This is a genomic window from Rhodococcus spongiicola (assembly GCF_004011835.1).
In the GTDB taxonomy this organism is placed as follows: domain Bacteria; phylum Actinomycetota; class Actinomycetes; order Mycobacteriales; family Mycobacteriaceae; genus Prescottella; species Prescottella spongiicola.
Genome location: NZ_RKLN01000007.1, coordinates 163583 through 188225, shown reverse-complemented (window position 1 = coordinate 188225; position 24643 = coordinate 163583). Strand labels below are relative to the sequence as shown.

The following is a 24643-nucleotide window of genomic DNA, read 5'->3' as shown; positions in this document are numbered from 1 at the left end:
CCGCGTTCGGTCAGCGCGCGTCGTACCGAGCCTGCGCTGCAGTGATATCCGGCATGCGGGATTCTAACAGTCCGACCAGGCCGGCGACGCGCTCGGCGATCTCCTCGCCGAGCGGGGTGAGGCGGTACTCGACGTTGCGCCACCGGTCACCTCGGTCGTCTCGCCGTCGACGCCCTGCTCCGGCGCGGTGCCCCCGCATCCGGCATCGCCGCCGTCCGCAACCCGGACAAGGCAACCGATCTCGCGACGCTGGGGGTGCAGGTCCGGACCGCCGACTACTTCGACCGTCCCGCACTCGAGGCCGCGTTCGCCGGTGTCGACCAGCTACTGATGATCTCGGGCAGCGAGGTGGGCGGTCGGGTGCCGCAGCACGCCAACGTCATCGACGCCGCGACGGGTGCCGGCGTCCGTCTCGTCGCGTACACATCCATTCCTGACGCCCCGAACAACACACTCCAACTCGCACAGGAGCACCAGGCCACCGAGCGCATGCTCGCGGAATCGGGCATCGCCCACGTGCTGCTCCGCAATGGCTGGTACTGGGAGAACTACGCCAACGATCTCGGGGGGACCGCCGACCGCGGTGTGCTGGTCGGCAGCGCCGGAGACGGCCGCGTCGCGGGGGCGGCCCGTGCTGACTACGCCAAGGCGGGTCGGTGCTACGCGCGGCGCTCTGGTCGAACCTATCGACGTCGGGGAAGGGGGGTCGGTGCACCCCGAGCGCCCCCTCGGGTGTGCACTCGCGTCGGGAACACCCTCGGCACTCGGGGACTGTGAATGCAACGCTGACCGAAGTACCCCATTTGATAGTTCGCCTGTCCGAACCATACAATTTCGGGATGCCAAACTTTGCCGTGCGGGAACGCAAGTCTCGGGTATCGATCGCCGCGCTGGTCGTCGCCGTGGGACTGTCGCTTTCTGCTTGTTCGATTGCGGACGACGGCGGTGAGGCAGACAAGCCGGTCGTGCTCACGACGTTCACTGTCCTGGCCGACATCGCCGGCAACGTCGCCGGAGAGCATCTCCAGGTCGAGTCGATCACGAAGGTGGGGGCCGAGATTCACGGCTACGAGCCGACACCCGGTGACATCAAGAAGGCATCCCGGGCCGATCTGATCCTCGACAACGGCCTGAATCTGGAGGCGTGGTTCGCACGGTTCGTCGAAGGCCTCGACGTACCGCACATCGTCGTCAGCGAGGGCATCGAGCCGGTTGGCATCACCGAGGATGCCTATGCGGGGCTGCCCAACCCGCACGCGTGGATGTCACCAGTCAACGTGCAGACTTACGTCGACAACATGGTGACCGCATTCAGCGACCTCGACCCGGCGAATGCGCCGGCCTACGAGGCGAACGGCGCCGCATACAAGGTGCAGCTGCAGCAGGTGCAAGACGACCTCGTCACCGAACTCAGTGCGTTGCCGCTGAACGAGCGCGCCCTGGTGACCTGCGAGGGCGCCTTCTCGTACCTAGCCCGCGACGCCGGGCTGACCGAGAAATACATCTGGGCGGTCAATGCCGAGCAGCAGGCCACACCGAAGCAGATCGCGTCGGTGATCGAGTTCGTTCGGACGCAACAGGTTCCGGCCGTCTTCTGTGAGTCGACGGTGTCGGACGCGCCGATGCAGCAGGTCGTTTCGGCCACCGGAGCAGCGTTCGGCGGCACCCTGTACGTCGACTCGCTCTCGGAACCGGGTGGGCCCGTCCCGACCTATCTGGATCTGATCCGCCATGATGCCGAGACCATCATCTCAGGGCTGAACGGAGGGGAACGGCAGTGACAGATGCGATCCGCGTACAGGACGTCACCGTCCACTACGGCGAGGTCCTCGCATTGCAAGACGTCTCCCTGACGGTCGCACACGGCCGCGTGTGTGGCCTGATCGGGATGAACGGTTCCGGCAAGTCGACCCTGTTCAAGACCATCATGGGACTGGTCGAGCCAGACACCGGAACCGTGACGATCGATGGCCGATCCCCGTCGTGGGCACGCGGATCCGGCGTGATCGGCTACGTCCCCCAGAGCGAGGACGTGGACTGGTCCTTCCCGCTGACGGTGCGCGATGTGGTGATGATGGGCCGGTACGGGCAGATGGGGTTTACGCGCCGGCCTCGCCGAGCCGATCGCGACGCCGTCGACCACGCTCTCGAGCGCGTCGAGTTGACCGATCTGGCGGATCGCCAGATCGGTCAACTCTCGGGCGGACAGAAGAAGCGCGCCTTCGTGGCGCGTGGCATCGCGCAGGGCGCCGCCATCTTGTTGCTGGACGAACCGTTCGCCGGGGTCGACAAACGCAGCGAAGCGACGATCACCCGGCTGCTGCGCGAACTGACCGCCGGCGGCGCCACCGTCCTGGTGTCCACCCACGACCTGCATGCGCTGCCGCAGCTCGCCGACGAGGCGGTCCTGCTGATGAATACCGTCCTGATGCATGGCAGCTGTGACGAGGTCCTGTTGCCCGAGAATCTCGCACGCGCCTTCGGACTGGACGTCATGGAGCCCGATCGGAGCCACCAGTGAGCGTCGTCGACTTCTTCCTCGATCCCCTGCGCTACGAGTTCATGCTCCGCGCGCTTGCCACCACTGTTATCGCCTCGGTGGTGTGCGCGATGCTCTCCTGCTGGCTGGTGCTCATCGGATGGTCCCTCATGGGCGACGCCGTCTCGCACGCCGTACTGCCCGGAGTGGTGCTCGCCTACATCGCCGGAGCACCCTTCGCGCTCGGGGCGGTGATCTTCGGATTCCTGGCCGTCGCGTTGATCGGCGTCGTTCACAACACCAGCCGTGTGAAAGAGGACGCCGCGATCGGCATCGTCTTCACAACCCTGTTCGCACTCGGCCTCGTATTGATCTCGGTGACACCCAGCCAGACCGACCTGAACCACATAATCTTCGGAAACCTGCTGGGTGTCTCCCGCTCGGACCTGATCCAGGTGGCGATCCTGGCCGCAATCGTCTTCGCGGCCTTGACCCTCAAACGTCGAGACTTCACGTTGTACGCATTCGATCCGACCCACGCCCACGCGATCGGCCTGAGTCCGCGCCTGCTCGGAGCGGCGCTGCTCGGCCTGCTCGCGCTGACCGCGGTCGTCGCACTACAAGCGGTCGGTGTCGTGTTGATCGTCGCGATGCTGATCATCCCCGGCGCCACCGCCTACCTACTTACGGATCGGTTCGGGCGCATGCTCGTCATAGCGCCGATCCTGGCGGCCGTGTGTTCGGTGGTGGGTTTGTATGCGAGCTACCACCTCGACACCGCATCAGGCGGAATGGTCGTGCTGGCCCAAGGAATCGCCTTCGCGATGGTCTACCTCTTCAGCCCACGGCATGGACTCGTCGGCACCCGCTTGACCGCTCGCCGGCGTCGCCTCGCGCGACGGCGAGCAGTTCTCTGACGGTCGCAAAGACCGGGTCCGGCGGCAGGCTCCCAAGCGGACCTCGATTCACCACATTCTGAATACAGCTTTCGCTGTACTATCTGGGTGTGGAGACGTTGATTCATCGCGATGCGTTGACCCGCTTCGGTTATGCCCTGTCGGATACGACGCGCACCCAGGTCCTGTTGACCCTGCGGTCGGGGGCCGCGTATCCGTCGGAGTTGGCTGAGGAGATCGGGGTGTCCCGGCAGACGCTGTCGAACCATCTGGCCTGCCTGCGGGGGTGCGGGCTGGTCGTCGCATCCCCGGAAGGCCGGCGGACCCGCTACGAGTTGGCGGACCCGAGGATAGGGCGTGCGCTCGATGATCTGATCGGGCTGGTGTTGGCCGTCGATCCGTCCTGTTGTCCGGACGCCGACACCGACGGGTGCTGCTGATGGGGGCCGAACTCGAGGCGCCCGTAGGCAGTCCGCCCTTGACCGCCCGACGGCGGCAGATCTTGTCGCGCCGGATCAGATGGTTCGTGGCGGCGACTATCAGCTACAACGTCATCGAGGCCGCGGTCGCCCTCACGGAAGGCGCGCGGGTATCGTCGACCGCCCTGATCGGGTTCGGTTTGGACTCGGTGATCGAGGTGTCCTCGGCAGCGGCCGTGGCCTGGCAGTTCTCCGGCAAGGACCCACGGGATCGGGAGCGGATCGCGCTGCGGATCATCGCCTTCTCCTTCTTCGGCCTCGCCGCCTACGTGAGTGTCGACGCCGCCCGAGCCCTGTTCGGGATCGGTGAAGCACAACACTCGACCGTCGGTATCGCCCTTGCGGCCGCCAGCCTCGCGATCATGCCGACACTGTCGTGGGCGCAGCGCCGCGCCGGCCGCGAGCTCGGTTCTCGCTCCGCGGTCGCCGACTCCAAGCAAACACTGCTGTGCAGCTACCTGTCCGCTGTGCTGCTGGTCGGCCTGCTGCTCAACAGCCTCCTCGGCTGGTCCTGGGCCGACCCGATCGCCGCCCTCGTCATCGCCGCCATTGCGGCCAAGGAGGGCCTGAACGCTTGGAAGGGCGACGCCTGCTGCCTCCCATCACCGGCCACCACAACTTCGCTCGACAATGACCGTGGCTGCTGCACGGCAGCATCGAACGGAGTTCAGTCAGTCACGCCGCCTCGGAGAACGAGTCGAGGATCGCACGGTAGTGCAGGTGCGCCATGAAGTGGCCACCGGTACCGATATTCAAGGTGGACTTTGGAATTCGACTCGCAAGTTCGGAGGGCCATTCCCGGGGAACCAACTGATCGGCGTCACTCCACCAGACGTCCACCGGCACGTCGAGATCCTCGGGGGCGAACCCCCACGGCCGGGCCCACGCCCGATACTCCTCCACCACACCAGCAGGGGCACGCAACCCCTCCCCTCGGGTCGCGGCGAAGTCCTGCCGGAACCTGTGCACCACCTCAGTATCCGCCGGACCGAGCCCGCGGGCAGCCAACCATGCGAACCTTTTCGGCATCCGCCGGGCCACGACCGATATGGTGCCAAACCAGCCTGTCGCCAGCGCAGGGCAGCGTTGCGATACGCGGGTGGACCAGCGATCCATGCGCGTCAACCCAGCCATGACGCCGTCCTCTGTCAATGGCAGTGCCCCCGCGACGATCACGACCCGGCTGATACGTGACTCGAGCGCGTAGCCGAGTCCGGCGGCGTACTGGCCGCCCATCGACCAGCCGAGCGCCCCGACCCGCTCGAGGCCGAGTTGATCGATCAGTTGCTCGACATCCGCCGCCCAGTCCAGGACGGTGCGCCCTGGACTCGGATCGGACAGACCGATCCCGGGACGGTCGGGAGATATCAGTCGGATACCGGCAGCCTCGGCGGCCGGGGCGGCCGCCCTGATGTCGAGACGGCTCGACAGTCCGCGGTGTGCGTTGATGACAACGAAACCGTCTGCCGGGCCGTAGTCGGCGAATCCCATCGACCGACCGTCCTGCAGACTGATCACCCGATTCTCGAGCCCGGTAGTCACTCTGGGCAAGGCGCACCTCCGACGAGTCGGAACCAACGATAACGCTCGAGCAGCCGACCTTGGCACACTTTCAAGCGTTTGCTTTGCGCCGCTGTCTCCAGACACCAGCCGGCCGCCGTCGCAGGTCACGGACCTATCGGTATCTTTCGGTCGATTGTTCGCATCACTCCACCCCGCCAACGTGCGATCCCTTCCGGTCGGCCGCGCGGTGCAGTCGAGGTCGTGCCCCTACGCCGCCCGCCGGCAAGACCCGTCCGGTGCAATGGGATCGCACACCGCGAATCAGTTAACTCATGCAATACTGCAACGTGTTCCTTTTCCGGTCGCCGCGGCGCGGCCGGACAGGCTCGACAAGCAGATGAGGTTTGCATGAGCGACACCGCCACACCGGCCGTCGAAGGCTGGTTCACCACTGGGCCGGAGCCGGCCCTGATCGGCACCTCGTGCCGGTCCTGCGGCACCATCTCCTTCCCTCGGGAGACCACCTTCTGCAAGAACCCGGCCTGCTCCGGGGAGGAGTTCGACGACGTCGAACTGTCGCGGCGCGGCACTGTGTGGTCGTACACCGATGCGCAATACAAGCCACCGGCGCCCTACATCGCGAACACCGATCCCTACGTTCCGTTCGCGATCGCGGCGGTCGAGCTGCCCGAGGGACTGGTCGTCCTCGGCCAAGTCGCCGACGGTTACGGCGTCGGCGACCTCAAGGTGGGCAACGAGGTCGAACTCGTCGTCGAGACCCTCTACACGGACGAGACCGGAGCGCGCAGCATCTGGCGCTGGAAGCCGGTCGCAGCAGAGAACGGGGCGCAGGCATGAGCACCAACAACGATGTGGCCGTGCTCGGCGTCGGCATGCACGCCTGGGGCAAGTGGGGACAGCCCTTCGTCAAGTACGGCGTCGCCGCAGCCCGCGCGGCGCTCACCGACTCCGGGATCGACTGGCAGGACGTCGATCTGATCGTCGGTGGTGAAACGGTCCGCAACGGATACGGTGGATACGTCGCCGGCGCGACGTTCGCGCAGGCTCTGGGCTGGAATGGTGCGCGCGTCGCAACGTCGTACGCGGCGTGCGCAACCGGTGCGCAAGCCCTCGACACTGCACGCGCTCGGATCCTCGCCGGCCTGTCCGATGTCGCCCTCGTCGTCGGTGCCGATACCACCCCAAAGGGCTTCCTGGCTCCGAATGCCGGTGAGCGCTGGGATGATCCGGACTGGCTACGATTCCGTCTCATGGGCATGGCCAACCCCGCGTACTTCGCGCTCAACGCCCGCCGCCGCATCGACCTCTACGGGGCCACCCCGGAGGATTTCGCTGCAGTCAAGGTCAAGAACGCCAAGCACGGCCTGAACAACCCATACGCGCGCTACCGCAAGGAGGTCGACGTCGCAGCGGTGCTCGCGTCGCCGGTGGTCGCCGACCCGCTGCACCTGCTCGACATCTGTGCGACCTCGGACGGTGGCGCCGCCGTCCTCCTCACCTCGATGGAATACGCCCGCAAGAAGGGGATTGCCAATCCTGTTCGGATCAAGGCGATCTCGACGGTAACCCCGACCTTCCCGCAAACCATCATGGACATGCCGAACTTCTCCACGGAGTCCGCCTCGGCCGTCCCCGCCCCCGAGTTGACGTTCAAGGAGTCGATCGGCCACGCGGCGTACGAGGAGGCCGGCATCTCGCCGAAGGACATCGACGTCGCCGAGGTCTACGACCTCGCCACGGCAATCGAACTCGACTGGATGGAAGACCTCGGACTGTGCAAGCGCGGCGAAGCCGAGCGCCTGCTACGTGCCGGCGACACCACCATCGGCGGCCGGATCCCCGTCAACCCGTCCGGCGGTCTGGCGTGCTTCGGTGAGGCGGTTCCAGCGCAGGCGCTGGCCCAGGTCTGCGAGCTCACCTGGCAGTTGCGTGGCCAGGCCGAGGGGCGTCAAGTCGAGGGCGCTCGCATCGGCATCACTGCCAACCAGGGCCTGTTCGGCCACGGCTCGTCGGTGATCGCCGCCGCCTGACCCAGCCGCCGCGCGTTCACGCTTCTGCAAACGCTCCCCACTCTTCGAGAGTGGGGAGCGTTTGCGTCTCCACCCCGGTCGTCGGCTTCGAACATCAACTGCCCCCACCTGGGCATTTGACGCATCGGATCGGGAACCATCCGTACTCTTTGCAAGGTTCGAAAGTGACCCATGTCACACAGCAGATGTGATCCTCGTCACACATTGGATCGAGGTCAAATTTCGAAACCCAATCGGCATCGAGCCTCTCACCTGCGCCAATATCTGACATACATGATATTTGCTGGACTGCCGTACCAGAAATTCATGGGATGACGGGATGTTAGATCCGTCCTAGCGTCGTGTGCGGCTCGACACATCGGGCACCGGCTTCCCGCCCACAAAAGACCGCTGGAATGCCCCGGCGGGACCGGACACACAAAGACCTTTCAGGGGCACGGCGCACGGCGAGGGATCACGCACCGGCTGACCCGTCAACGCCGCGAAGCGTACCAAAACCTCGCTCTCTACTACCCGGAGAGGAAGTCACCCATGTCTAATTTGACCGTCAAACGCGTGCTCGGCACCGCTGCCACGACAATCGCACTCGTTGCGGCGCCGCTCGCCGTCGCGGTGGCACCTGCGAATGCGGCATCAGGTAACTGGGATGCGGTCGCACAATGCGAGAGCAGCGGCGACTGGAGCATCAACACCGGAAACGGCTACTACGGCGGTCTGCAAATCAGCGAGCCCACCTGGCACTCATTCGGGGGCGGCCCCGGCCTGCCACACCAGTACTCCAAAGCCACGCAGATCCAGGTCGCCGAGTCCATCCTCGCCGGCCAGGGGGTTGGTGCCTGGCCGGTGTGCGGGCAGTATCTGTGACATCTGAGATCTGTGACATCTGAGACCACTCCAAGGGCATTTCGCGTATCGGCGTCCTGAGATCGCTGTGCGCGAAATGCCCTTGGGCTTTGGCTGATTCGGAGTCTCGACCCTGGTCCGGGGGTTTCCCTCAGTTCACCACCACTTCGGACATCCGCCACGGCCCGCCGCCGAGCAGTTCTAGTCGGCGCGTGTGATGCTGGTCCACGGTGCTGCGATGGCTGACGCTGACGAGCATGCACTCGGGCACTTCCTCCCGTACCAAGCGATACAGCTGGTACTCGAGCCCCTCGTCGACCGCGGACGTGGCCTCGTCGAGTAGCGCCACCTGCGGCCGGATCAGCAGAATACGCGCGAACGCGACCCGCTGCTGCTCCCCCGGCGAGAGGATGGACGCCCAGTCCGACTGCTCGTCAAGACGATTGACAAGGTGACCCAACGCCACCTTTCGCAACACGTCTCGGATGCGATCATCACCCAGCTCGAGGGCGCGCGCCGGATACGCCACAGCATCACGCAGGTCGCCGAGCGGCAGGTACGGGAACTGGGAGAGGAACAGCGCTTTGGTGCCTGTGGGCCGGCGCACCGTCCCGTTGGCGTAGGGCCAGATCTGAGCCAACGTCCGCAACAACGTCGTCTTGCCACTGCCTGACGCCCCCGTGACCAACAGCGCCTCACCAGGTGTGAGACGCAGGTCCAAACCCTCGATGAGGGGCCGTCCGTCCGGAAGATTCACCTGTACGTCGGACAGTTCGACCGCTCGGTCGAGGTGCTCGGTGCGGACTGCGGGGAGTGCGCGGGATCGTTCGTCCGCACTCAACAGGCCGCTCAACCGAATCAGGCTCGCCCGGTAGCCGGCGAAGTCGTCGTACGACTGTCGGAAGAATGACAGCGAATCCGACACCTGGCCGAACGCCGTCGAGCTCTGGGTGATGTCACCAAGGGTGATCGCCCCGGCGAAGAATCGCGGCGCCTGGAGGACGATCGGGAACACCACCGCCACCTGGCTGACCCCCAGGTTGAAGCCATTGAACTTCACCGTCCGGAAGACGATCTGCCAAGCATTGGCGATGACTGACGCGAATCGACCCAGCAAACCGGTCCTCTCGACGGCTTCACCGCGGAAGAAGGCGATGCTCTCGGCCCGGTCACGCAGACGGACGAGTGCGTAGCGGAAGTTCGCCGTGAAGCGCTCGTTCAAGAAGTTCAGTCGGATCAATGGACGACCGATCCAGAACGCGATAACCGTCGCGGTCAGGATGTAGACGTAGACCAGCACGACCATCGCCCGAGGTATTTCCAACCCGAAGAGCGTCAGAGGCCCCGACAGATCCCAGAGGATCTTCGTGAATGCCACCACCGATGTCACAGCCGTGACCAGGTCCATCGAGAGCGACTGCGTCATCGTGGTCATGTCGGTCACGTCGGTCTCGATGCGCTGGTCGGGATTGTCGATGCCCTTGTCGATGAACCGGCCACGGTAGTAGGCGCGGTCGTCGAGCCAATCCGACGTCATCCGGTCGGTGAGCCAGACCCGCCACCGAATGACGAATGCCTGACCGACGTAATAATCGAGCAGGGAACGAACCACATGGATCGTCGCGAGCACTGTGAACACGACGATCGAGCGCCAGAAGGCCGATTTCGCCTCGTTCAGTGCTGCGCCGTCACCGCTGGAGAACCCTTGCGCGGCATATTGAAGTGCGGTGTACATCTCGTTGCCCTGATACGAGATGAGGATCGTGATCCGCACGCCCATCACCGTGAGGAAGAGCATCACCGCGACGGACAACCACACTCGCCAGCTGTCGCGGCTCGAGAAGTAGGAACCGGAGATCATCCAGAACTGCCGTGCCCACTGCGTGTAGCGGATCAGGAAGTATCCAACAATCACCAAACACACGAAGGCGATCGCGAACGCTCTCGTCGTCCAGAGCAGGCTCGCGACCACCTCTTGATTCCAGTCGTACGGGTCGTTCCGCATCACTCCCCCATCGACGATGGCGTGCCGTAAAGGAGAACCCGAATTCTATCTACGGTTTGCGGAAACTGCCGATGCTAAGCATCGAATCGCGATCAACGCCGCGCCGGAAAGTGGCGGATCACACCCTCCTGGACCACCGTCGCGATCAACTGTCCGTCGCGTGTGAAGAAGTGCCCGGTGGCCAATCCGCGCGAACCGGACGCCACCGGAGATTCCGTCGCGTAGAGGGCCCATTCGTCGAAACGGAACGGTCGGTGGAACCAGATCGAGTGATTCACGGTCGCCGCGACGATTCGGTCCAGCCCCCACGACAGACCATGGGTCGTGAGAATCGAGTCCAGCACCGTCGTGTCGGACGAGTAGGCCAGCGCGGCACTGTGCACCCACGGGTCGTCCGGCAACACGCCGTCGGTCCGAATCCACACCCGGTTGTGGTTCAGGCGTTCACCGGTGCCCTTGAGCACCCACGTCGGATCGTTCGCGTAGCGCATCTGCATCGGCTTGAGTGCGTCGACGAAGATCCGGAGCCGATCCTCGTAGCCTGCGATGTGGTCCTCGAAGGACGGCAACCCCTCGGGCGGCTCGATCTGTGGCATCTCGACGCTGTGCTCGAGGCCCCCGGTTCCGTCCTGAAACGCCGCGAACATCGAGAACACGACGTTGCCACCCTGGTAGGCCGTGACCTGGCGGTTGGCGAACGCACGTCCGTCCCGGTGCCGCTCGACCCGGTACTCGATCGGAGCCTTGACGTCACCGCCACGAATGAAGTGGGCGTTGATCGCGTGGATCGGGCGGTCGTTGTCGACCGTCCGATTCGCCGCCACGAACGCTTGGGCCACCAGTTGCCCCCCGAACGTTCGACTGCCGACCTGTTCGGGGTGCCGGCCATGGAATGTGTCGTCGCCGACCCGTTCGAGATCCAGGAGCGCCAACAGGGTCTCCAGGTCGGACGACCTCGCCGGATCGGGCACCGCCCGCACGTCGTTCACCGGTGCATCCTTCCCAGTTGCATCCTTGCCGGTTTCTAGTGGTCTTCCTCCCCGATCCGATGAACGTGGATCAGGTTGGTGGAGCCTACGGTGCCGGGCGGCGATCCTGCGACGATGACCACGAGGTCGCCGCGGTTGTAGCGGCCCAGCGACAGCAGCGCGTGATCCACCTGGAAGAACATCTGGTCGGTCGAGTCGACCGGATCGACCAGGAACGCGTCAGTGCCCCACGACAACGCCAACTGGCAGCGCACCTCCTCGAGTGGGGTGAACGCCAGCAGAGGCAGCGGGGAGTGCAGGCGCGCGAGGCGGCGCACAGTGTCACCGGACTGTGTGAACGCGACCAGCGCCTTGGCGTCGAGGCGCTCGCCGATGTCACGGGCACCGTAGGAGATGACGCCGCGCTTGGTGCGTGGGACGTGCGTGAGCGGTGGCACTCGGGTGGGGTCCGTCTCGACCGCCTCGAGGATCCGTGCCATGGTCTGCACCGTCTCCATCACGTACTTACCCACCGATGTCTCACCGGAGAGCATGACCGCATCGGCGCCGTCGAGAACGGCGTTCGCGACGTCGGAAGCCTCGGCGCGCGTCGGACGGGAGTTCTCGATCATCGACTCGAGCATCTGTGTGGCGACGATCACAGGCTTCGCATTCTCACGAGCGATCTGGATCGCCCGCTTCTGCACCAGCGGGACCTGTTCGAGCGGCAGCTCGACACCGAGGTCACCGCGGGCGACCATGACGGCGTCGAACGCGAGCACCACGGCCTCGAGGTTCTCGATCGCCTCGGGCTTTTCGAGCTTCGCAATCACCGGCACCCGGCGACCGACACGGTCCATCACGTCGTGGACCAGCTCGACGTCGGCGGGCGAGCGCACGAACGAAAGCGCGATGAAGTCGACTCCGAGACCGAGCGCGAACTCGAGGTCCTCGATGTCCTTCTCCGACAGAGCCGGGACCGACACATTCATGCCCGGCAGTGAGACCCCCTTGTTGTTACTGACCGGACCGCCCTCTGTGACCCTGCACACGACGTCGTTGCCCTCGACACGCTCGACCACCAGCCCGACCTTGCCGTCGTCGACAAGCAGCCGGTCGCCCGGCTTGGCGTCCTCGGCGAGTTGCGCGTACGTGGTCGAGACACGGTCGTGGGTGCCCTCGCAGTCGGCGACGGTGATCCGGATCTGTTCCCCGGTCTCCCACACCGTCCGGCCCTCGACGAAACGGCCGAGGCGGATCTTGGGTCCCTGCAAGTCAGCGAGGATTCCTACTGCACGGCCAGTCGCCTCCGCTGCCTCCCTGACGCGCCGGTAGTTGTGCTCGTGATCGGCATGTTCACCGTGGCTGAAGTTCAGTCGCGCCACGTCCATCCCACTCTCGACGAGCTCACGGACGCGGTCATCGGTAGCGGTTGCAGGACCAAGGGTGCAGACAATTTTCGTGCGTCGAGTCACGGGGAAAGCCTAGTCAACTCGAGGAACGAACTCTATCGGCGAGTCGGCGGCCCGATGACCTGGGCGTGAGCGTCACACGGCGGTCAGCGGCAACGCTGTCGGATGGACCGACGCGGGCAACTCGGAACTTCCGGTCAGGTACTCGTCGACACCGCGTGCGGCCGATCGCCCCTCCGCGATCGCCCACACCACCAGTGATGCGCCGCGGTGCGCGTCGCCGCACACGAAAACACCAGGGGTGGCGGTCTGCCAGTCGGAGCCGCACGAGAGCGTGCCCCGTCGATTGGTCTCGAGGCCAAGACCATCGAGCAGCGGTCCGGTTTCCGTTCCCTCGAAGCCGATTGCGAACAGCGCTAAATCACACGGTAATTCGATCTCCTCGCCGACAGGGACGATCTGACGCCTTCCCGCTTCGTCGCGCCCTAGCCGCACCTCGGCCAGGATCATGGACCTGACGTGTCCCTCCGCATCTCCCAGAAAGCGTTGAACCGCAACCTCGTAACGCCGCACACCACCCTCGGCGTGGGCGGGCGAGGTCCGCAGGATCATCGGCCACGCCGGCCAGGGCATCGACGCCTCGTCCCGTTCGACCGGTAGCGCCGGGTTGTAGTCGAGTTGAGTCACCGACAGTGCTCCCTGCCGGTGCGCCGTCCCCAGGCAGTCAGCACCTGTGTCGCCCCCGCCGATGATCACGACGTGCTTGCCCCGCGCGGTGATCGGTGACGGCCCGTCGCCCTCACACTCGTGATTGGACGCGACGAGATGGTCCATCGCCAGATGCACGCCGTCCAGGTCTCGTCCGACGACGTCCCGATTGTCCCGCGCCCTCAGCGCCCCGGTCGCCAGGACGACCGCGTCGAACCGCGACATCAACGAGGACACCGGCAACTCCACCCCGACCTCGACCTCGGTGACGAAACGGGTTCCCTCCACACGCATCTGGCTCAGTCGCTGATCGAGGACGGACTTCTCTAGTTTGAACGCCGGGATTCCGTACCGCAGCAGACCACCCAGCCTGTCGTCTCGCTCGTACACCGTCACCTCGTGTCCGGCTCGGGTCAGTTGCTGTGCCGCCGCCAGTCCCGCCGGCCCGGACCCGACAACGGCGACCTGCTTACCGGTGCTGAGTGCCGGCAGGACCGGACCCACTTCACCTTTCTCCCAAGCGATGTCGGCGATCGCCTGCTCGATCCGCTTGATCGTCACGCTGCCGGTCGTGTGGGTGTCCGCAAGCGAGAGCACACACGCCGTCTCGCACGGCGCGGGACACACTCGGCCGGTCACCTCGGGGAAGTTGTTGGTCGCGTGCAACCGTTCCGCCGCCGCGTCCCAGCGTCCCCGGCGCACCAGGTCGTTCCACTCCGGAATCAGATTCCCCAGAGGGCAGCCCGAGCTCCCGGAATGGCAGAACGGAATGCCGCAATCCATGCAGCGACTGGCCTGCTCGGACACCTCCCGGGCGCGTTCGCCGGCGGATTGCGGTTCGTAGACCTCTCGCCAGTCCTGAACACGCTCGGAGACCGGGCGCTTGCGCGCCTCCTGCTTGAAGGTGTGCAGAAACCCCTGCGGATCAGCCACGGGCAGCCTCCATGATCACGGTGTCGACGTCGAGGCCCTCGGCGCGTGCCTTCCTGGTCGCTTCGAGCACCCGCTGGTAGTCGACCGGCAGGACCTTCGTGAACAGCGCCGACCGCCTCGGCCAGTCGGCCAGGACGGACGCCGCGACGGCGGAACCGGTCCAGCGCAAATGCTGCTCGACCACGACCCGCAGCCACTGCAAGTCGTCACCGTTGGGCTGCTGCAGGGTCACCATCGCCTGGTTGATCTTCGCAGGATCGCCGTCGAGCACGTACGCGATGCCGCCCGACATTCCAGCGGCCATGTTCCGGCCGGTCGGGCCGAGCACGACGACCCTCCCGCCGGTCATGTACTCACACGCGTGGTCACCGACCCCCTCGGCCACCGCGACCGCGCCCGAGTTCCGCACGCAGAACCGTTCGCCCACCCGTCCGCGCAGATATGCCTCCCCCGCGGTCGCACCGTAGAGCAGAGTGTTGCCTGCGATCACCTGCGTTTCCGGCGAATACTGCACGTCGTCGGCCGGCCTGACGACGATGCGGCCCCCGGACAGGCCCTTGCCCACGTAATCATTCGCGTCTCCGACGAGGTCGATCGTGATCCCCGACGGCAGGAAGGCACCCAACGACTGACCGGCCGAGCCCTCGAGCTGGATACGGATAGTGTCGTCGGGCAGGCCCGCGCTTCCGTAGCGTCGGGTCACCTCGGACCCGAGCAGCGTCCCGACAGTACGGTTGACGTTCCTGACCGGCAGCTCGAGACGGACAGGCATTGCGTCCTCGAGCGCGCCCTCCGCCAGTTGGATGAGCGTGCGGTCGAGGGCGATGTCGAGGCCGTGATCTTGGGCGCGAACTCGTCGGCGCTGTGGAAGGCTGCCCCCGGTCACGGGCTCTTCGGTCGAGAAGATCGGACTCAGATCCAGTCCGCGGCTCTTCCAGTGCGCCACCCCGATGGCCGTTTCGAGCATCTCAGGGTGCCCGACAGCCTCGTCGACGCTGCGGAACCCGAGTTCGGCGAGGTGGCGCCGCACACCCTCGGCGACGAAGCGGAAGAACTCCGCGACGAACTCGGGCTTGCCGGTGAAACGCTTACGCAACTCGGGGTTCTGGGTGGCGATCCCGACCGGACACGTGTCGAGGTGGCATACCCGCATCATGATGCATCCGGCCGCGATCAACGGAGCGGTGGAGAACCCGAACTCCTCCGCGCCGAGCAACATGGCGACCACGACGTCGCGCGCGGTGCGCAGTCCACCGTCGCACTGCACCGTGATCCGGTCGCGCAGACCGTTCAGCGCGAGGGTCTGCTGTGTGTCGGCGAGGCCGATCTCCCATGGCAGCCCTGCGTGCTCGAGCGACGTCAACGGCGACGCTCCGGTTCCGCCGTCGTGCCCGGATATGAGCACGACGTCGGCATGGGCCTTGCTCACCCCGGCAGCGACGGTACCGACGCCGACCGAGCTGACCAGCTTGACGTGCACGCGCGCCTGCTCGTTGGCGTTCTTGAGATCGTGGATCAACTGGGCGAGGTCCTCGATCGAGTAGATGTCGTGGTGCGGCGGCGGCGAGATCAGCCCCACACCGGGTGTGGAGTGCCGCGTCCGCGCGATCCACGGATACACCTTGAACGCCGGGAGTTGGCCTCCCTCACCGGGCTTGGCGCCCTGCGCTACCTTGATCTGGATATCACTGGCGTTGACGAGATAGGCACTGGTAACCCCGAATCGTCCACTCGCCACCTGTTTCACGGCGCTGCGGCGCAGCGGATCGTAGAGTCGGTCGTTGTCCTCACCGCCCTCGCCGGAGTTCGACCGCCCGCCGATCTGGTTCATCGCCATCGCGATGGTCTCATGGGCTTCGGCCGAGATGGACCCGTAGCTCATCGCTCCGGTGTTGAATCGGCCGAAGATCGCCTCGGCAGGTTCGACCTCCGCTAGGGGAACCGGCGGGCGCAGTCCCCGCCGGAACGCGAACAGCCCACGCAGGGTGCCCCCCTCCTCCGAGAGACGGTCGACCTCCGCGCTGTAGCGCTCGAAAACCTCCTCACGTCCGGTCCGCGTCGCGTGTTGGAGCAGAAACACTGTCTCGGGCGTGAACAGGTGCAGTTCGCCGTCCCGGCGGTACTGATAGATGCCGCCGACGTCGAGGCGACGATGGACCAGGGATGACGGGTTTTCGGGATAGGCCGCTCGGTGGCGCAGTTCCACTTCCCTGGCCAGGACGTCCAACCCCACCCCTCCGAGTCGACTCATGGTGCCGGTGAAGTACTCGTCGACGACTCCGTGCGCAAGCCCGATTGCCTCGAAACACTGTGCAGCAGTGTATGATCCGACAGTAGAGATGCCCATCTTGGACATCACTTTGAGTACACCCTTCCCGAGTGCAGTCAAGTAGTTTCGGACGGCAACCGAGGATTCGACACCGGTCAACTCCCCCTCGGCGACGAGATCCTCGATCGACTCCATCGCGAGGTAGGGGTTGACAGCCGCTGCACCGAACCCGATCAGCAATGCGATGTGGTGGACTTCGCGAGCATCGCCGGACTCGACGACGAACGCCACCTTGGTCCGTTGCTTGGTGCGAACCAGGTGGTGGTGAACGGCCGACACTGCGAGAAGTGACGGGATGGGTGCGCGCAGGTGATCGGAGTCCCGGTCGGAAATCACGAGGGTCCGGGATCCGTTCTCGATGGCCGCGCTCGCCGCTTCGCACAATTCCTCGATCGCGACGGCCATGCCCTCGCCGCCGCTGTCCGCGTCGTACAGCGCACGCAGCACGCTGGCTGCGAATCCCGGGCAGTCGCCGTCGGCATTGACGTCGATGATCTTGCCGAGTTCGTCGTTGTCGAGTACGGGCCACGACAGGACGATCTGACGGCACGATGCCGCGGTCGGCTCGAGCAGGTTCTGCTCGGGGCCCATGACCCGCCGGAGCGATGTGACGATTTCCTCCCGGATCGCGTCGAGTGGCGGGTTGGTGACCTGCGCAAACAGTTCTACGAAGTAGTCGAACAGCAGCCGCGGTCGCCGCGACAGCACCGCGACCGGAGTGTCGGTACCCATCGATCCGAGCGGCTCTACACCCGAGGCGGCCATAGGCGCCAGCAGCACGCGCTGCTCCTCCTCGGTATAGCCGAACACCTGCTGACGACGTACGACCGACTCATGGTCGTGCGGAATCCGCCCACGGCTCGGCACGGAGCGCAGATCGAGCAGGCCGGCGTGCAGCCACTCCCGATAGGGCTCGTGCTCGCTCAGCTGCTCCTTGAGATCGTCGTCGGGGACGATGCGCCCCTCGGCCGTGTCGACCAGGAACATCTGACCCGGCTCGAGCCGACCCTTGGCAATCACCTCGGACTGCGGAATGGGGAGGACCCCACTCTCGGAAGCGAGGACGACGCGCCCGTCCGCCGTGTGCCACCACCTGCCCGGACGCAGCCCGTTGCGGTCGAGGACGGCACCGACGACGGTGCCGTCGGTGAAGGTTACGCACGCCGGACCGTCCCACGGCTCCATCACGGAGGCATGGAATTGGTAGAAGGCGCGACGCGCGTCGGTCATCGACGTGTCGTTCTCCCACGCCTCCGGGATCATCATCAGCACCGCGTGCGGCAACGACCGTCCACCCAGATGCAGCAATTCGAGAACCTCGTCGAACGACGCCGAGTCCGACGCGTCCGGAGTGCAGATCGGGAACAGCCGCTCGAGGTCGCCGGGAATGAGGCCACTCGCCAGCATCGCCTCACGTGACCGCATACGGTTCCGGTTACCACATACGGTGTTTATCTCTCCGTTGTGCGCGATGTACCGGAACGGGTGTGCCAACGGCCAGGACGGGAAGGTGTTCGTCGAGAAGCGGCTGTGCACGACGGCAATCGCGCTCATCATGCGTGGATCTCGTAGTTCGGGAAAGTACAGGGCCAGCTGGCTGGTCGTGAGCATGCCCTTGTAGGTCATCGTCCGGCTCGACAGGGAGGGGAAGTACACACCGGTGCCGGCATCGGCGATCGCCGGGGTGACCTGCTCGGCGCGTTTGCGCAGCCCGTACACGCGTCGGTCCAGGTCCACGCCGCCGGGCCGGACACCGTCGACTGGAGGCACCGTCACGAACAGGTAGGTCATGTGCGGCATGCACGAGCGAGCCGTCGCCCCGATGTCGGCTCCGAGCTCATCGACGTGGACGTCGTGCCAGCCGAGGATCGCGATCCCTTCCTCGGCGGCGATTGCCTCGACGTGGAGACGCGCGGACGCCCGTCGATCGGGGTCCTGCGGCAGGAAGCAGATCCCCGCCGCGAACGTCTCCGCACCGTCAGATTGCGGCGGCAGCTCGAACTCGACCAGTTCACGCAGGTACTCGACCGGCAGCTGCATCAGGATGCCGGCGCCGTCACCGCTGTTGACCTCGGCTCCCGCGGCCCCCCGATGGTCGAGGTTCTCGAGGGCTAGGAGTGCGTCGGCGACGGTCCGATGCGAGCGGCGGCCATGGACGTCCGCGACCATCGCGACACCGCACGAGTCCGACTCGCGATCTCGGACATAGAGGCCGCGTGAATTGGGTTGCCGGGAGTACAGCACCGATCACCTCCACACCGGCCCGCGGAGAGCATTGCTGCGGACCATCGCGCGTCTCGCACTTCTCCGGCGGCTCCATTGTGGCGGGCCGCCAACTACGGGTGCTGACTGCATCGATCGGGGTCCACCGGCACTGCTGTCGACCCGTGAAGGTTGCCGGGTTTCCATACCCGGCCGGGTCAGTTTACCGCGCCTAGGCCACCCGAAGCGATGGCGAGAATGCACACCGCCCGCGCCGAAGGTCGGCGCGGGCGGTGTGCTGGAGAATCGTGAGCCCTGGCGGTCAACTCCTCAGCGGTCGGCCCTGGGGGTCACGGACGCTGCCGGTGAGCATCAAGATTCCGTCGACGAAGGCCCAGATCCAGATGACAGGGAAGATGACAAACCCCACCAAAACGATGGTTGTGATCAACCCCAGCCAGAACACCAGCAACTGGGTGAGGCCGATTCCGATACTGCCGATGTAGAGCCGGCCAACCCCTGGGACGGATATGAACCCCAGGAGGATCTGCAGGAGACCCGCGGTGGTCTTGGACTTGTCCGAGAACGGCTCACCGGTCACCGGATCGCGTCCGAAGGGGGCATTCGGGTCGCCATAGGCGCCGGCCGGGTACCCGGTGGCTGCCGGATACGTCGGTACCGGAGGGTAGCTAGGCGGTGGCTGCGACGTGCTGTCGCTCGGCTGGCCGTAGTCGGGCTGCGGTGTTCCGTAGATGGGACCCGACGCGGATGCCAAGGGGTCACTGGCGGGCGGCGGGTAACTTGGCGCGTTTCCCCAGCCGGGGCCGTTCCCCACCCCGGAATACGTGTCCCAGCCCGGGCCCGCACTGTTTCCCCCCGACGGCGGCACCGCCGCAGTGCCCGACGTCGACTCGGTCAGCGATGCTTCGGCCGTCGCGTCGTAGTCGAAGGGTGAGCCGAATGACGGCGTCTCGGGACGATCCGGTTCCTGGGGATCTGGCTCTTGGCCGCCCGGCTTGCTGAGATCGATCAACTCTCTTCCCCCTTCGCATCGGACCGATCCGTGTCGGCCCGGTCGGAATCAGCGGATTCGTGTGGGTCATTGTTACCTACGGTCGCGACAACATCACCGTCCGAATCTCTCCCGCCGCTCCTGCCGCGCGGCTGCAACTCCTCCGGCTCTTCCCGGCCCTTCTTTGCAAGAACGAAGTAGGCCACGGCACAGACGAACACGATCGCCGAGGTGAAGGAGTTGACCCGGATTCCGAGAATCTCGGTCGCATAGTCGGAGCGCATTAGTTCGATCCAGAAGCGACCCGCGCAGTACCCCGCCACGTACAGCGCGAACAGTCTGCCGTGCCCGACCTTGAACCGTCGATCAACCACCACCAGCAGCAGTACGACGAGCAGATTCCACAGCAATTCGTACAGAAACGTCGGGTGGACCACCTGTAGGACGACACCGTTCGATACGCCGTTGAGCGAGTCGATACGACCCGACGCGTCGACACGCTCGTAGATCTCGAGACCCCACGGCACTGTCGTCTCACGTCCGAATAGTTCCTGGTTGAACCAGTTGCCGAGGCGTCCGATCGCCTGCGCGAGCACGATGCCTGGTGCGATCGCGTCACCGAAGGCCGGAAGCGGGATGCCACGGCGTCGGCACCCGATCCAGGCGCCCACCGCACCTAGTGCCACCGCACCCCAGATTCCCAGGCCGCCTTGCCAAATCTTGAGCGCGTCGACGGGGTTACCGCCGGAACCGAAGTACGTCGGAGCGTCCGTGATCACGTGGTAGAGGCGACCACCGATCAAACCGAACGGGACGGCCCAGACGGCGATGTCTAGGACCGTTCCCTTCTCGCCGCCGCGGGCGACCCATCGCCGATCACCCCAAACGATCGCTACGATGATGCCGACGATGATGCAAAGCGCGTACGCACGCAGAGCGAGCGGACCCACTTGCCACACGCCCTGGGGTGGACTCGGGATATAAGCGAGTAACTGCGTAGAGGTCACGAGGCTACGCTAGCCGAGCGCACTCCCTGCGCGAGATCCGCGGTCAGCGCCCGTACCGCACCGAGCCCCTGTTCGACGGCCGAGACGATCGCTGAACCGACGATGACGGCATCTGCATACGACGCGATTTCGGCCGCCTGGGCACCAGAACGCACGCCCAGACCGACTCCGACCGGGATGTCGGAGTGCGCGCGGATACGGGCCGTCAGTTCGGGCGCCATGGAGGAGACTTTGTCCCGGGCGCCGGTAACGCCCATCGTCGACGCCGCGTAGCTGAAGCCACTGCTCGCCTCTAGCGTCAGAACCAGACGCTCCTCCGTCGACGACGGTGCCACCAGGAAGATGCGGTCGAGATGGTGGCGCTCGGACGCCTCCATCCATTCACCAGCCTCCTCGGGGATCAGGTTCGGTGTGATCATGCCGAGGCCACCGGCAGAAGCGAGGTCGCGTGAGAAGGCGTCGACTCCGTACTTGAGGACCGGGTTCCAGTACGTCATCACGACGGCCTTACCGCCGACGGCGGCGATCTGCTCGACGACCGTGAACACGTCGCGAACCCGTACCCCGTTGCGCAGAGCGGTCTCGGCTGCTAACTGGATCGTCGGCCCGTCCATCACCGGATCGGAGTACGCAACGCCGACCTCGATGATGTCGCAGCCCGAATCGACCATCGCTTTGAAGACCTCGATCGACCGTGGCACGTCCGGGTAGCCGGCAGGCAGATAGCCGACGAGCGCCGCACGCTTCTCCTCCCGGCAATGGGCGAACGTCGGCGCCAGGCGTGACTCTCGTTGGCTCACTTGGTCGTACCCTTCTTGCTCGAATTGCTCGCGGCCTTGCTCGAACTGCTCGCGGCATCGTCTACCAACCCGAACCACTTCGCTGCGGTGTCCATGTCCTTGTCCCCACGGCCGGACAGGTTCACCAGGATGATCGCGCCGTCGCCCAACTCACGGCCGAGCGCGAGCGCGCCGGCCACAGCATGCGCGGACTCGATCGCCGGGATGATGCCCTCCGTACGGGAGAGCAGGAGGAAAGCGTCCATTGCCTCGGCGTCCGTGATCGGTTCGTACGAGGCACGCCCGGTGTCCTTGAGGTAGGCGTGCTCGGGGCCGACACCCGGGTAGTCCAGACCCGCCGAGATCGAATGAGACTCGATCGTCTGCCCGTCGTCGTCCTGCAGAAGGTACGAATAGGCGCCCTGGAAGGCCCCCGGTGAACCACCTGTGAACGTCGCGGCGTGCCGACCGGACTCGACGCCGTCTCCGGCGGCCTCGTACCCGACCAGCTTCACCGACGGATCACCGAGGAACGCATGGAAGATGCCGATTGCGTTCGAACCGCCACCGACACACGCCACGACGGCGTCGGGTAGACGTCCGGTTGCGGCCTGAACCTGCGCGCGCGCCTCGAGACCGACGACGCGCTGGAAGTCACGCACCATCATCGGGAAGGGGTGCGGTCCGGCAGCAGTACCGAAGCAGTAGTAGGTGCGGTCGGCATTCGTTACCCAGTCACGAAGAGCCTCGTTGATCGCGTCCTTCAAAGTCGCCGAGCCGGATTCGACGGACACGACCTCGGCGCCGAGCAGGCGCATCCGGGCGACGTTGAGCGCCTGGCGCCGGGTGTCGACCGCGCCCATGTAGATGATGCACTCGATTCCCAGAAGTGCGCATGCGGTCGCTGTAGCGACCCCGTGTTGACCGGCACCGGTCTCGGCGATGACCCTGGTCTTGCCCATCCGACTCGCGAGCAACACCTGACCGAGGACATTGTTGATCTTGTGAGACCCGGTGTGGTTGAGGTCTTCTCGCTTGAGGATGATCCGCGCACCCCCGGCGTGCTCACTCAGTCGGGTCGCCTCGAAGATCGGTGACGGACGGCCCGCGTAGTCGCGTTGCAGGCGGTCCAGTTCATCCAGAAAGGAACTATCAGCGCGGGCCTTCTCGTACTCGGCCGTGACCTCTTCGATGACCGCCATGAGTGCCTCAGGGACGTGACGTCCACCGAAGACACCCCAGTGGCCGCCTGGATCGGGGTCATGGCCCGAGTGCTCGGTCAGACCGGCGCTGGCGGTGGGCAGATTCCCACCCTTGGAGACGAGGGCCTCGTTGCGTGAAGTCACCTCACCAGTCTGCCCCAATTCCGACGAGAACGAACGGTCGGGTCCAGGGCCCGGGCAGCTCAGCGAGCAGGCTTGGGGCACGACGGATGGGCGCCGGCGGTAACCAGTTCGGCGACCGCCGCCCGCGGGTCACCACTGGTCACCAGCCCCTCGCCGACCAGCACCGCGTCAGCGCCTGCACCCGCGTAGGCGAGCAGGTCCGCGGTGCCACGGACGCCCGACTCGGCGATCTTGACCACGTCAGTGGGCAGCCCCGGCGCAATGCGGGCGAAGGTGTCCATGTCGACCTCGAGGGTCTTGAGATTGCGGGCGTTGACGCCGATAACGCTCGCGCCCGCCTCGAGAGCGCGGTCCGCCTCCTCCTCGGTGTGAACCTCCACGAGCGCGGTCATACCGAGTGACTCGACCCGGTCCAGCAGCGAGGCCAGGACACTTTGCTCGAGTGCGGCGACGATGAGCAGGATGACGTCCGCGCCGTGCGCCCGCGCCTCGTGGATCTGATACGGCCCGACGATGAAGTCTTTGCGCAGGATCGGAATGTTGACCGCCTGACGGACGGTATCGAGGTCGGCCAGCGATCCGTGGAAACGGCGTTCCTCGGTCAGAACGCTGATCACGCGCGCTCCGCCCGACTCGTACGCGGATGCGAGCACCGCGGGGTCGGGGATGTCAGCCAGCGCGCCCCTCGACGGACTCGCGCGCTTGACCTCGGCGATGACACCGATACCCGGGGCACGCAAGGCGGCGGCCGCGTCGAGTGCCGGCGGGGCTGCTGCCGCGGCGGCCTTCACCGCCGCAAGGTCGAGGACGGCTTCGCGGGCGGCAACATCGGCGCGAACCCCATCGAGAATCGAGTCGAGAACTGTCATCGTGGCTCGAGTCCTTTCCGGCATGTCAACCGATGTGAGCAACATCATCGGATCTCGACTCAGCGTAGAGCCCGCGGTCAGTCGCTCTCCGGGCGGGTACCCGGACGACCGGTGTCCTCGGTGGCGTCATTCGTCACCGCCCTCGGTTCACCGCTGGTAGACCGTTGATCGGCGTCGTCGACCGTCGGGTCCTCCCCCGCGTCGAGCGCGTCCCACAGCATGCGTTGGGTCTGCGGCTCCTGCTTCCCGTCACCGGCTGGGCGCGAGGCGGCAGCCTCGCGCCGTGCGGCCGGGCTGTCGTACTTCGACGAGAGTCCCCCCGCCGCAATGGGTTTGCGAATCAGCACGACAGCACCAACAAGCGCAAGGAGCGAACCGAGCAACACCAGCACGGCCGGCCCGGCCGAGACCTCGGTGGCTGTCACCTGGGTCGCAACGCGCGCGAATCCGGCGATGTCGGCGGCGCGATCGTTCGACGCACCACCGGCGAGCAGACCTATCGCCGGGAGCGCGGCCACCACCCCGACGACCGCAACGAGGACCCCGAGCACGCGCACCAGCCAGCCACGCACTGCGAACGCGGCGGCGATCGCGGCGACGAGCGCGAGCGCGAGCGGCGTCGTCGCGGCCGCCCAGTTCCCGCCGTCCAAGTCGGTCACCCGGTCCTCACCCAGTCCGTCCGATGACGCGACGGTCACCCACGTCATTCTCGATGCTGCCCAGAGGCACAGGGCAGCGCCTGCCAGCAGTAGCGCCGCGATCCGGGTCGCACGCGTGCTGGACTTGGTCTCACTCACTGGTTGCCCACCTCCGAGAGCATTG

Annotated in this window: 22 protein-coding genes; 9 read left to right on the top strand and 13 right to left on the bottom strand. The window is 65.8% G+C overall.

Annotated features, from left to right (window positions below; translation table 11 throughout):
* Nucleotides 1–10: 10 nt before the first annotated feature.
* On the bottom strand, nt 11–199 hold the full coding sequence (locus tag EF834_RS17545; RefSeq protein WP_235871287.1) for a hypothetical protein: 189 nt from the start codon (nt 197–199) through the stop codon (nt 11–13).
* On the opposite strand from EF834_RS17545, the gene EF834_RS17540 reads away from it, so the two are divergent.
* The 6 genes from EF834_RS17540 (at nt 175) to EF834_RS17515 (ending at nt 4585) form a co-directional block, all read left to right on the top strand.
* The gene (locus tag EF834_RS17540; protein WP_408014536.1) at nt 175–777 is read left to right on the top strand and encodes an NAD(P)H-binding protein; all 603 of its coding nucleotides are present in this window, start codon (nt 175–177) and stop codon (nt 775–777) included. The genes EF834_RS17545 and EF834_RS17540 overlap by 25 nt on opposite strands.
* A gap of 62 nt (nt 778–839) precedes the next feature.
* Nucleotides 840–1781, top strand: a complete 942-nt coding sequence (locus tag EF834_RS17535) for a metal ABC transporter substrate-binding protein (RefSeq protein WP_127948504.1) — start codon at nt 840–842, stop codon at nt 1779–1781.
* Entirely contained in the window at nt 1778–2521 is a 744-nt protein-coding gene (locus EF834_RS17530; RefSeq protein WP_127948503.1) for a metal ABC transporter ATP-binding protein, read from the top strand. The genes EF834_RS17535 and EF834_RS17530 overlap by 4 nt, the downstream gene beginning before the upstream one ends.
* The gene (locus EF834_RS17525) at nt 2518–3396 is read left to right on the top strand and encodes a metal ABC transporter permease (protein ID WP_127948502.1); all 879 of its coding nucleotides are present in this window, start codon (nt 2518–2520) and stop codon (nt 3394–3396) included. The genes EF834_RS17530 and EF834_RS17525 overlap by 4 nt, the downstream gene beginning before the upstream one ends.
* Before the next feature lie 89 nt (nt 3397–3485).
* The gene (locus EF834_RS17520; protein WP_127948501.1) at nt 3486–3815 is read left to right on the top strand and encodes an ArsR/SmtB family transcription factor; all 330 of its coding nucleotides are present in this window, start codon (nt 3486–3488) and stop codon (nt 3813–3815) included.
* Nucleotides 3815–4585, top strand: a complete 771-nt coding sequence (locus tag EF834_RS17515; RefSeq protein WP_127948500.1) for a cation transporter — start codon at nt 3815–3817, stop codon at nt 4583–4585. The genes EF834_RS17520 and EF834_RS17515 overlap by 1 nt, the downstream gene beginning before the upstream one ends.
* Here the strand turns inward: EF834_RS17515 and EF834_RS17510 are convergent.
* A complete protein-coding gene (locus EF834_RS17510; RefSeq protein WP_127948577.1) occupies nt 4530–5372 on the bottom strand; it encodes an alpha/beta fold hydrolase in 843 nt (280 codons plus the stop codon). The two genes, EF834_RS17515 and EF834_RS17510, sit on opposite strands and share 56 nt — an antisense overlap.
* Nucleotides 5373–5765: 393 nt before the next feature.
* Here EF834_RS17510 and EF834_RS17505 point away from each other — a divergent pair, with 393 nt between their 5' ends.
* From EF834_RS17505 to EF834_RS17495, 3 genes are all read left to right on the top strand, one after another.
* A complete protein-coding gene (locus tag EF834_RS17505; RefSeq protein WP_127948499.1) occupies nt 5766–6215 on the top strand; it encodes a Zn-ribbon domain-containing OB-fold protein in 450 nt (149 codons plus the stop codon).
* A complete protein-coding gene (locus EF834_RS17500) occupies nt 6212–7408 on the top strand; it encodes a lipid-transfer protein (protein WP_127948498.1) in 1197 nt (398 codons plus the stop codon). Before EF834_RS17505 ends, EF834_RS17500 begins: the two co-directional genes overlap by 4 nt.
* 531 nt (nt 7409–7939) lie before the next feature.
* Complete coding sequence (locus EF834_RS17495; protein ID WP_127948497.1) at nt 7940–8272, top strand: transglycosylase family protein; 333 nt, start codon at nt 7940–7942, stop codon at nt 8270–8272.
* A 130-nt stretch (nt 8273–8402) separates the two neighbouring features.
* Here the strand turns inward: EF834_RS17495 and EF834_RS17490 are convergent, their stop codons facing one another.
* The 11 genes from EF834_RS17490 to EF834_RS17440 form a co-directional block, all read right to left on the bottom strand.
* Nucleotides 8403–10256: an ABC transporter ATP-binding protein/permease gene (locus EF834_RS17490; protein ID WP_127948496.1), complete on the bottom strand. Its 1854-nt coding sequence runs from the start codon at nt 10254–10256 to the stop codon at nt 8403–8405.
* Nucleotides 10257–10348: 92 nt separating this feature from the next.
* Complete coding sequence (locus tag EF834_RS17485) at nt 10349–11227, bottom strand: acyl-CoA thioesterase (RefSeq protein WP_408014535.1); 879 nt, start codon at nt 11225–11227, stop codon at nt 10349–10351.
* A gap of 53 nt (nt 11228–11280) precedes the next feature.
* Entirely contained in the window at nt 11281–12699 is a 1419-nt protein-coding gene (gene pyk, locus EF834_RS17480; RefSeq protein WP_127948494.1) for a pyruvate kinase, read from the bottom strand.
* 72 nt (nt 12700–12771) lie between these two features.
* Nucleotides 12772–14277 carry a glutamate synthase subunit beta gene (locus tag EF834_RS17475; RefSeq protein WP_127948493.1) on the bottom strand — a complete coding sequence of 502 codons (1506 nt, stop codon included), beginning with the start codon at nt 14275–14277 and terminating at the stop codon, nt 12772–12774.
* Nucleotides 14270–18850 (bottom strand): glutamate synthase large subunit, encoded by a 4581-nt coding sequence (gene gltB / locus EF834_RS17470; protein WP_127948492.1) that lies wholly within the window; start codon nt 18848–18850, stop codon nt 14270–14272. Before gltB ends, EF834_RS17475 begins: the two co-directional genes overlap by 8 nt.
* A 280-nt stretch (nt 18851–19130) precedes the next feature.
* Nucleotides 19131–19841: a TM2 domain-containing protein gene (locus EF834_RS17465; protein WP_235871286.1), complete on the bottom strand. Its 711-nt coding sequence runs from the start codon at nt 19839–19841 to the stop codon at nt 19131–19133.
* Complete coding sequence (lgt, locus tag EF834_RS17460) at nt 19838–20827, bottom strand: prolipoprotein diacylglyceryl transferase (protein WP_127948491.1); 990 nt, start codon at nt 20825–20827, stop codon at nt 19838–19840. Before lgt ends, EF834_RS17465 begins: the two co-directional genes overlap by 4 nt.
* Nucleotides 20824–21627, bottom strand: coding sequence for a tryptophan synthase subunit alpha (gene trpA / locus EF834_RS17455; RefSeq protein WP_127948490.1), 804 nt, complete (start codon nt 21625–21627; stop codon nt 20824–20826). Before trpA ends, lgt begins: the two co-directional genes overlap by 4 nt.
* Nucleotides 21624–22952, bottom strand: a complete 1329-nt coding sequence (gene trpB, locus EF834_RS17450) for a tryptophan synthase subunit beta (protein ID WP_127948489.1) — start codon at nt 22950–22952, stop codon at nt 21624–21626. Before trpB ends, trpA begins: the two co-directional genes overlap by 4 nt.
* A 59-nt stretch (nt 22953–23011) precedes the next feature.
* Complete coding sequence (gene trpC / locus EF834_RS17445) at nt 23012–23821, bottom strand: indole-3-glycerol phosphate synthase TrpC (protein ID WP_127948488.1); 810 nt, start codon at nt 23819–23821, stop codon at nt 23012–23014.
* A 77-nt stretch (nt 23822–23898) separates the two neighbouring features.
* Complete coding sequence (locus EF834_RS17440) at nt 23899–24618, bottom strand: TIGR02234 family membrane protein (RefSeq protein WP_127948487.1); 720 nt, start codon at nt 24616–24618, stop codon at nt 23899–23901.
* Nucleotides 24619–24643: the final 25 nt, after the last annotated feature.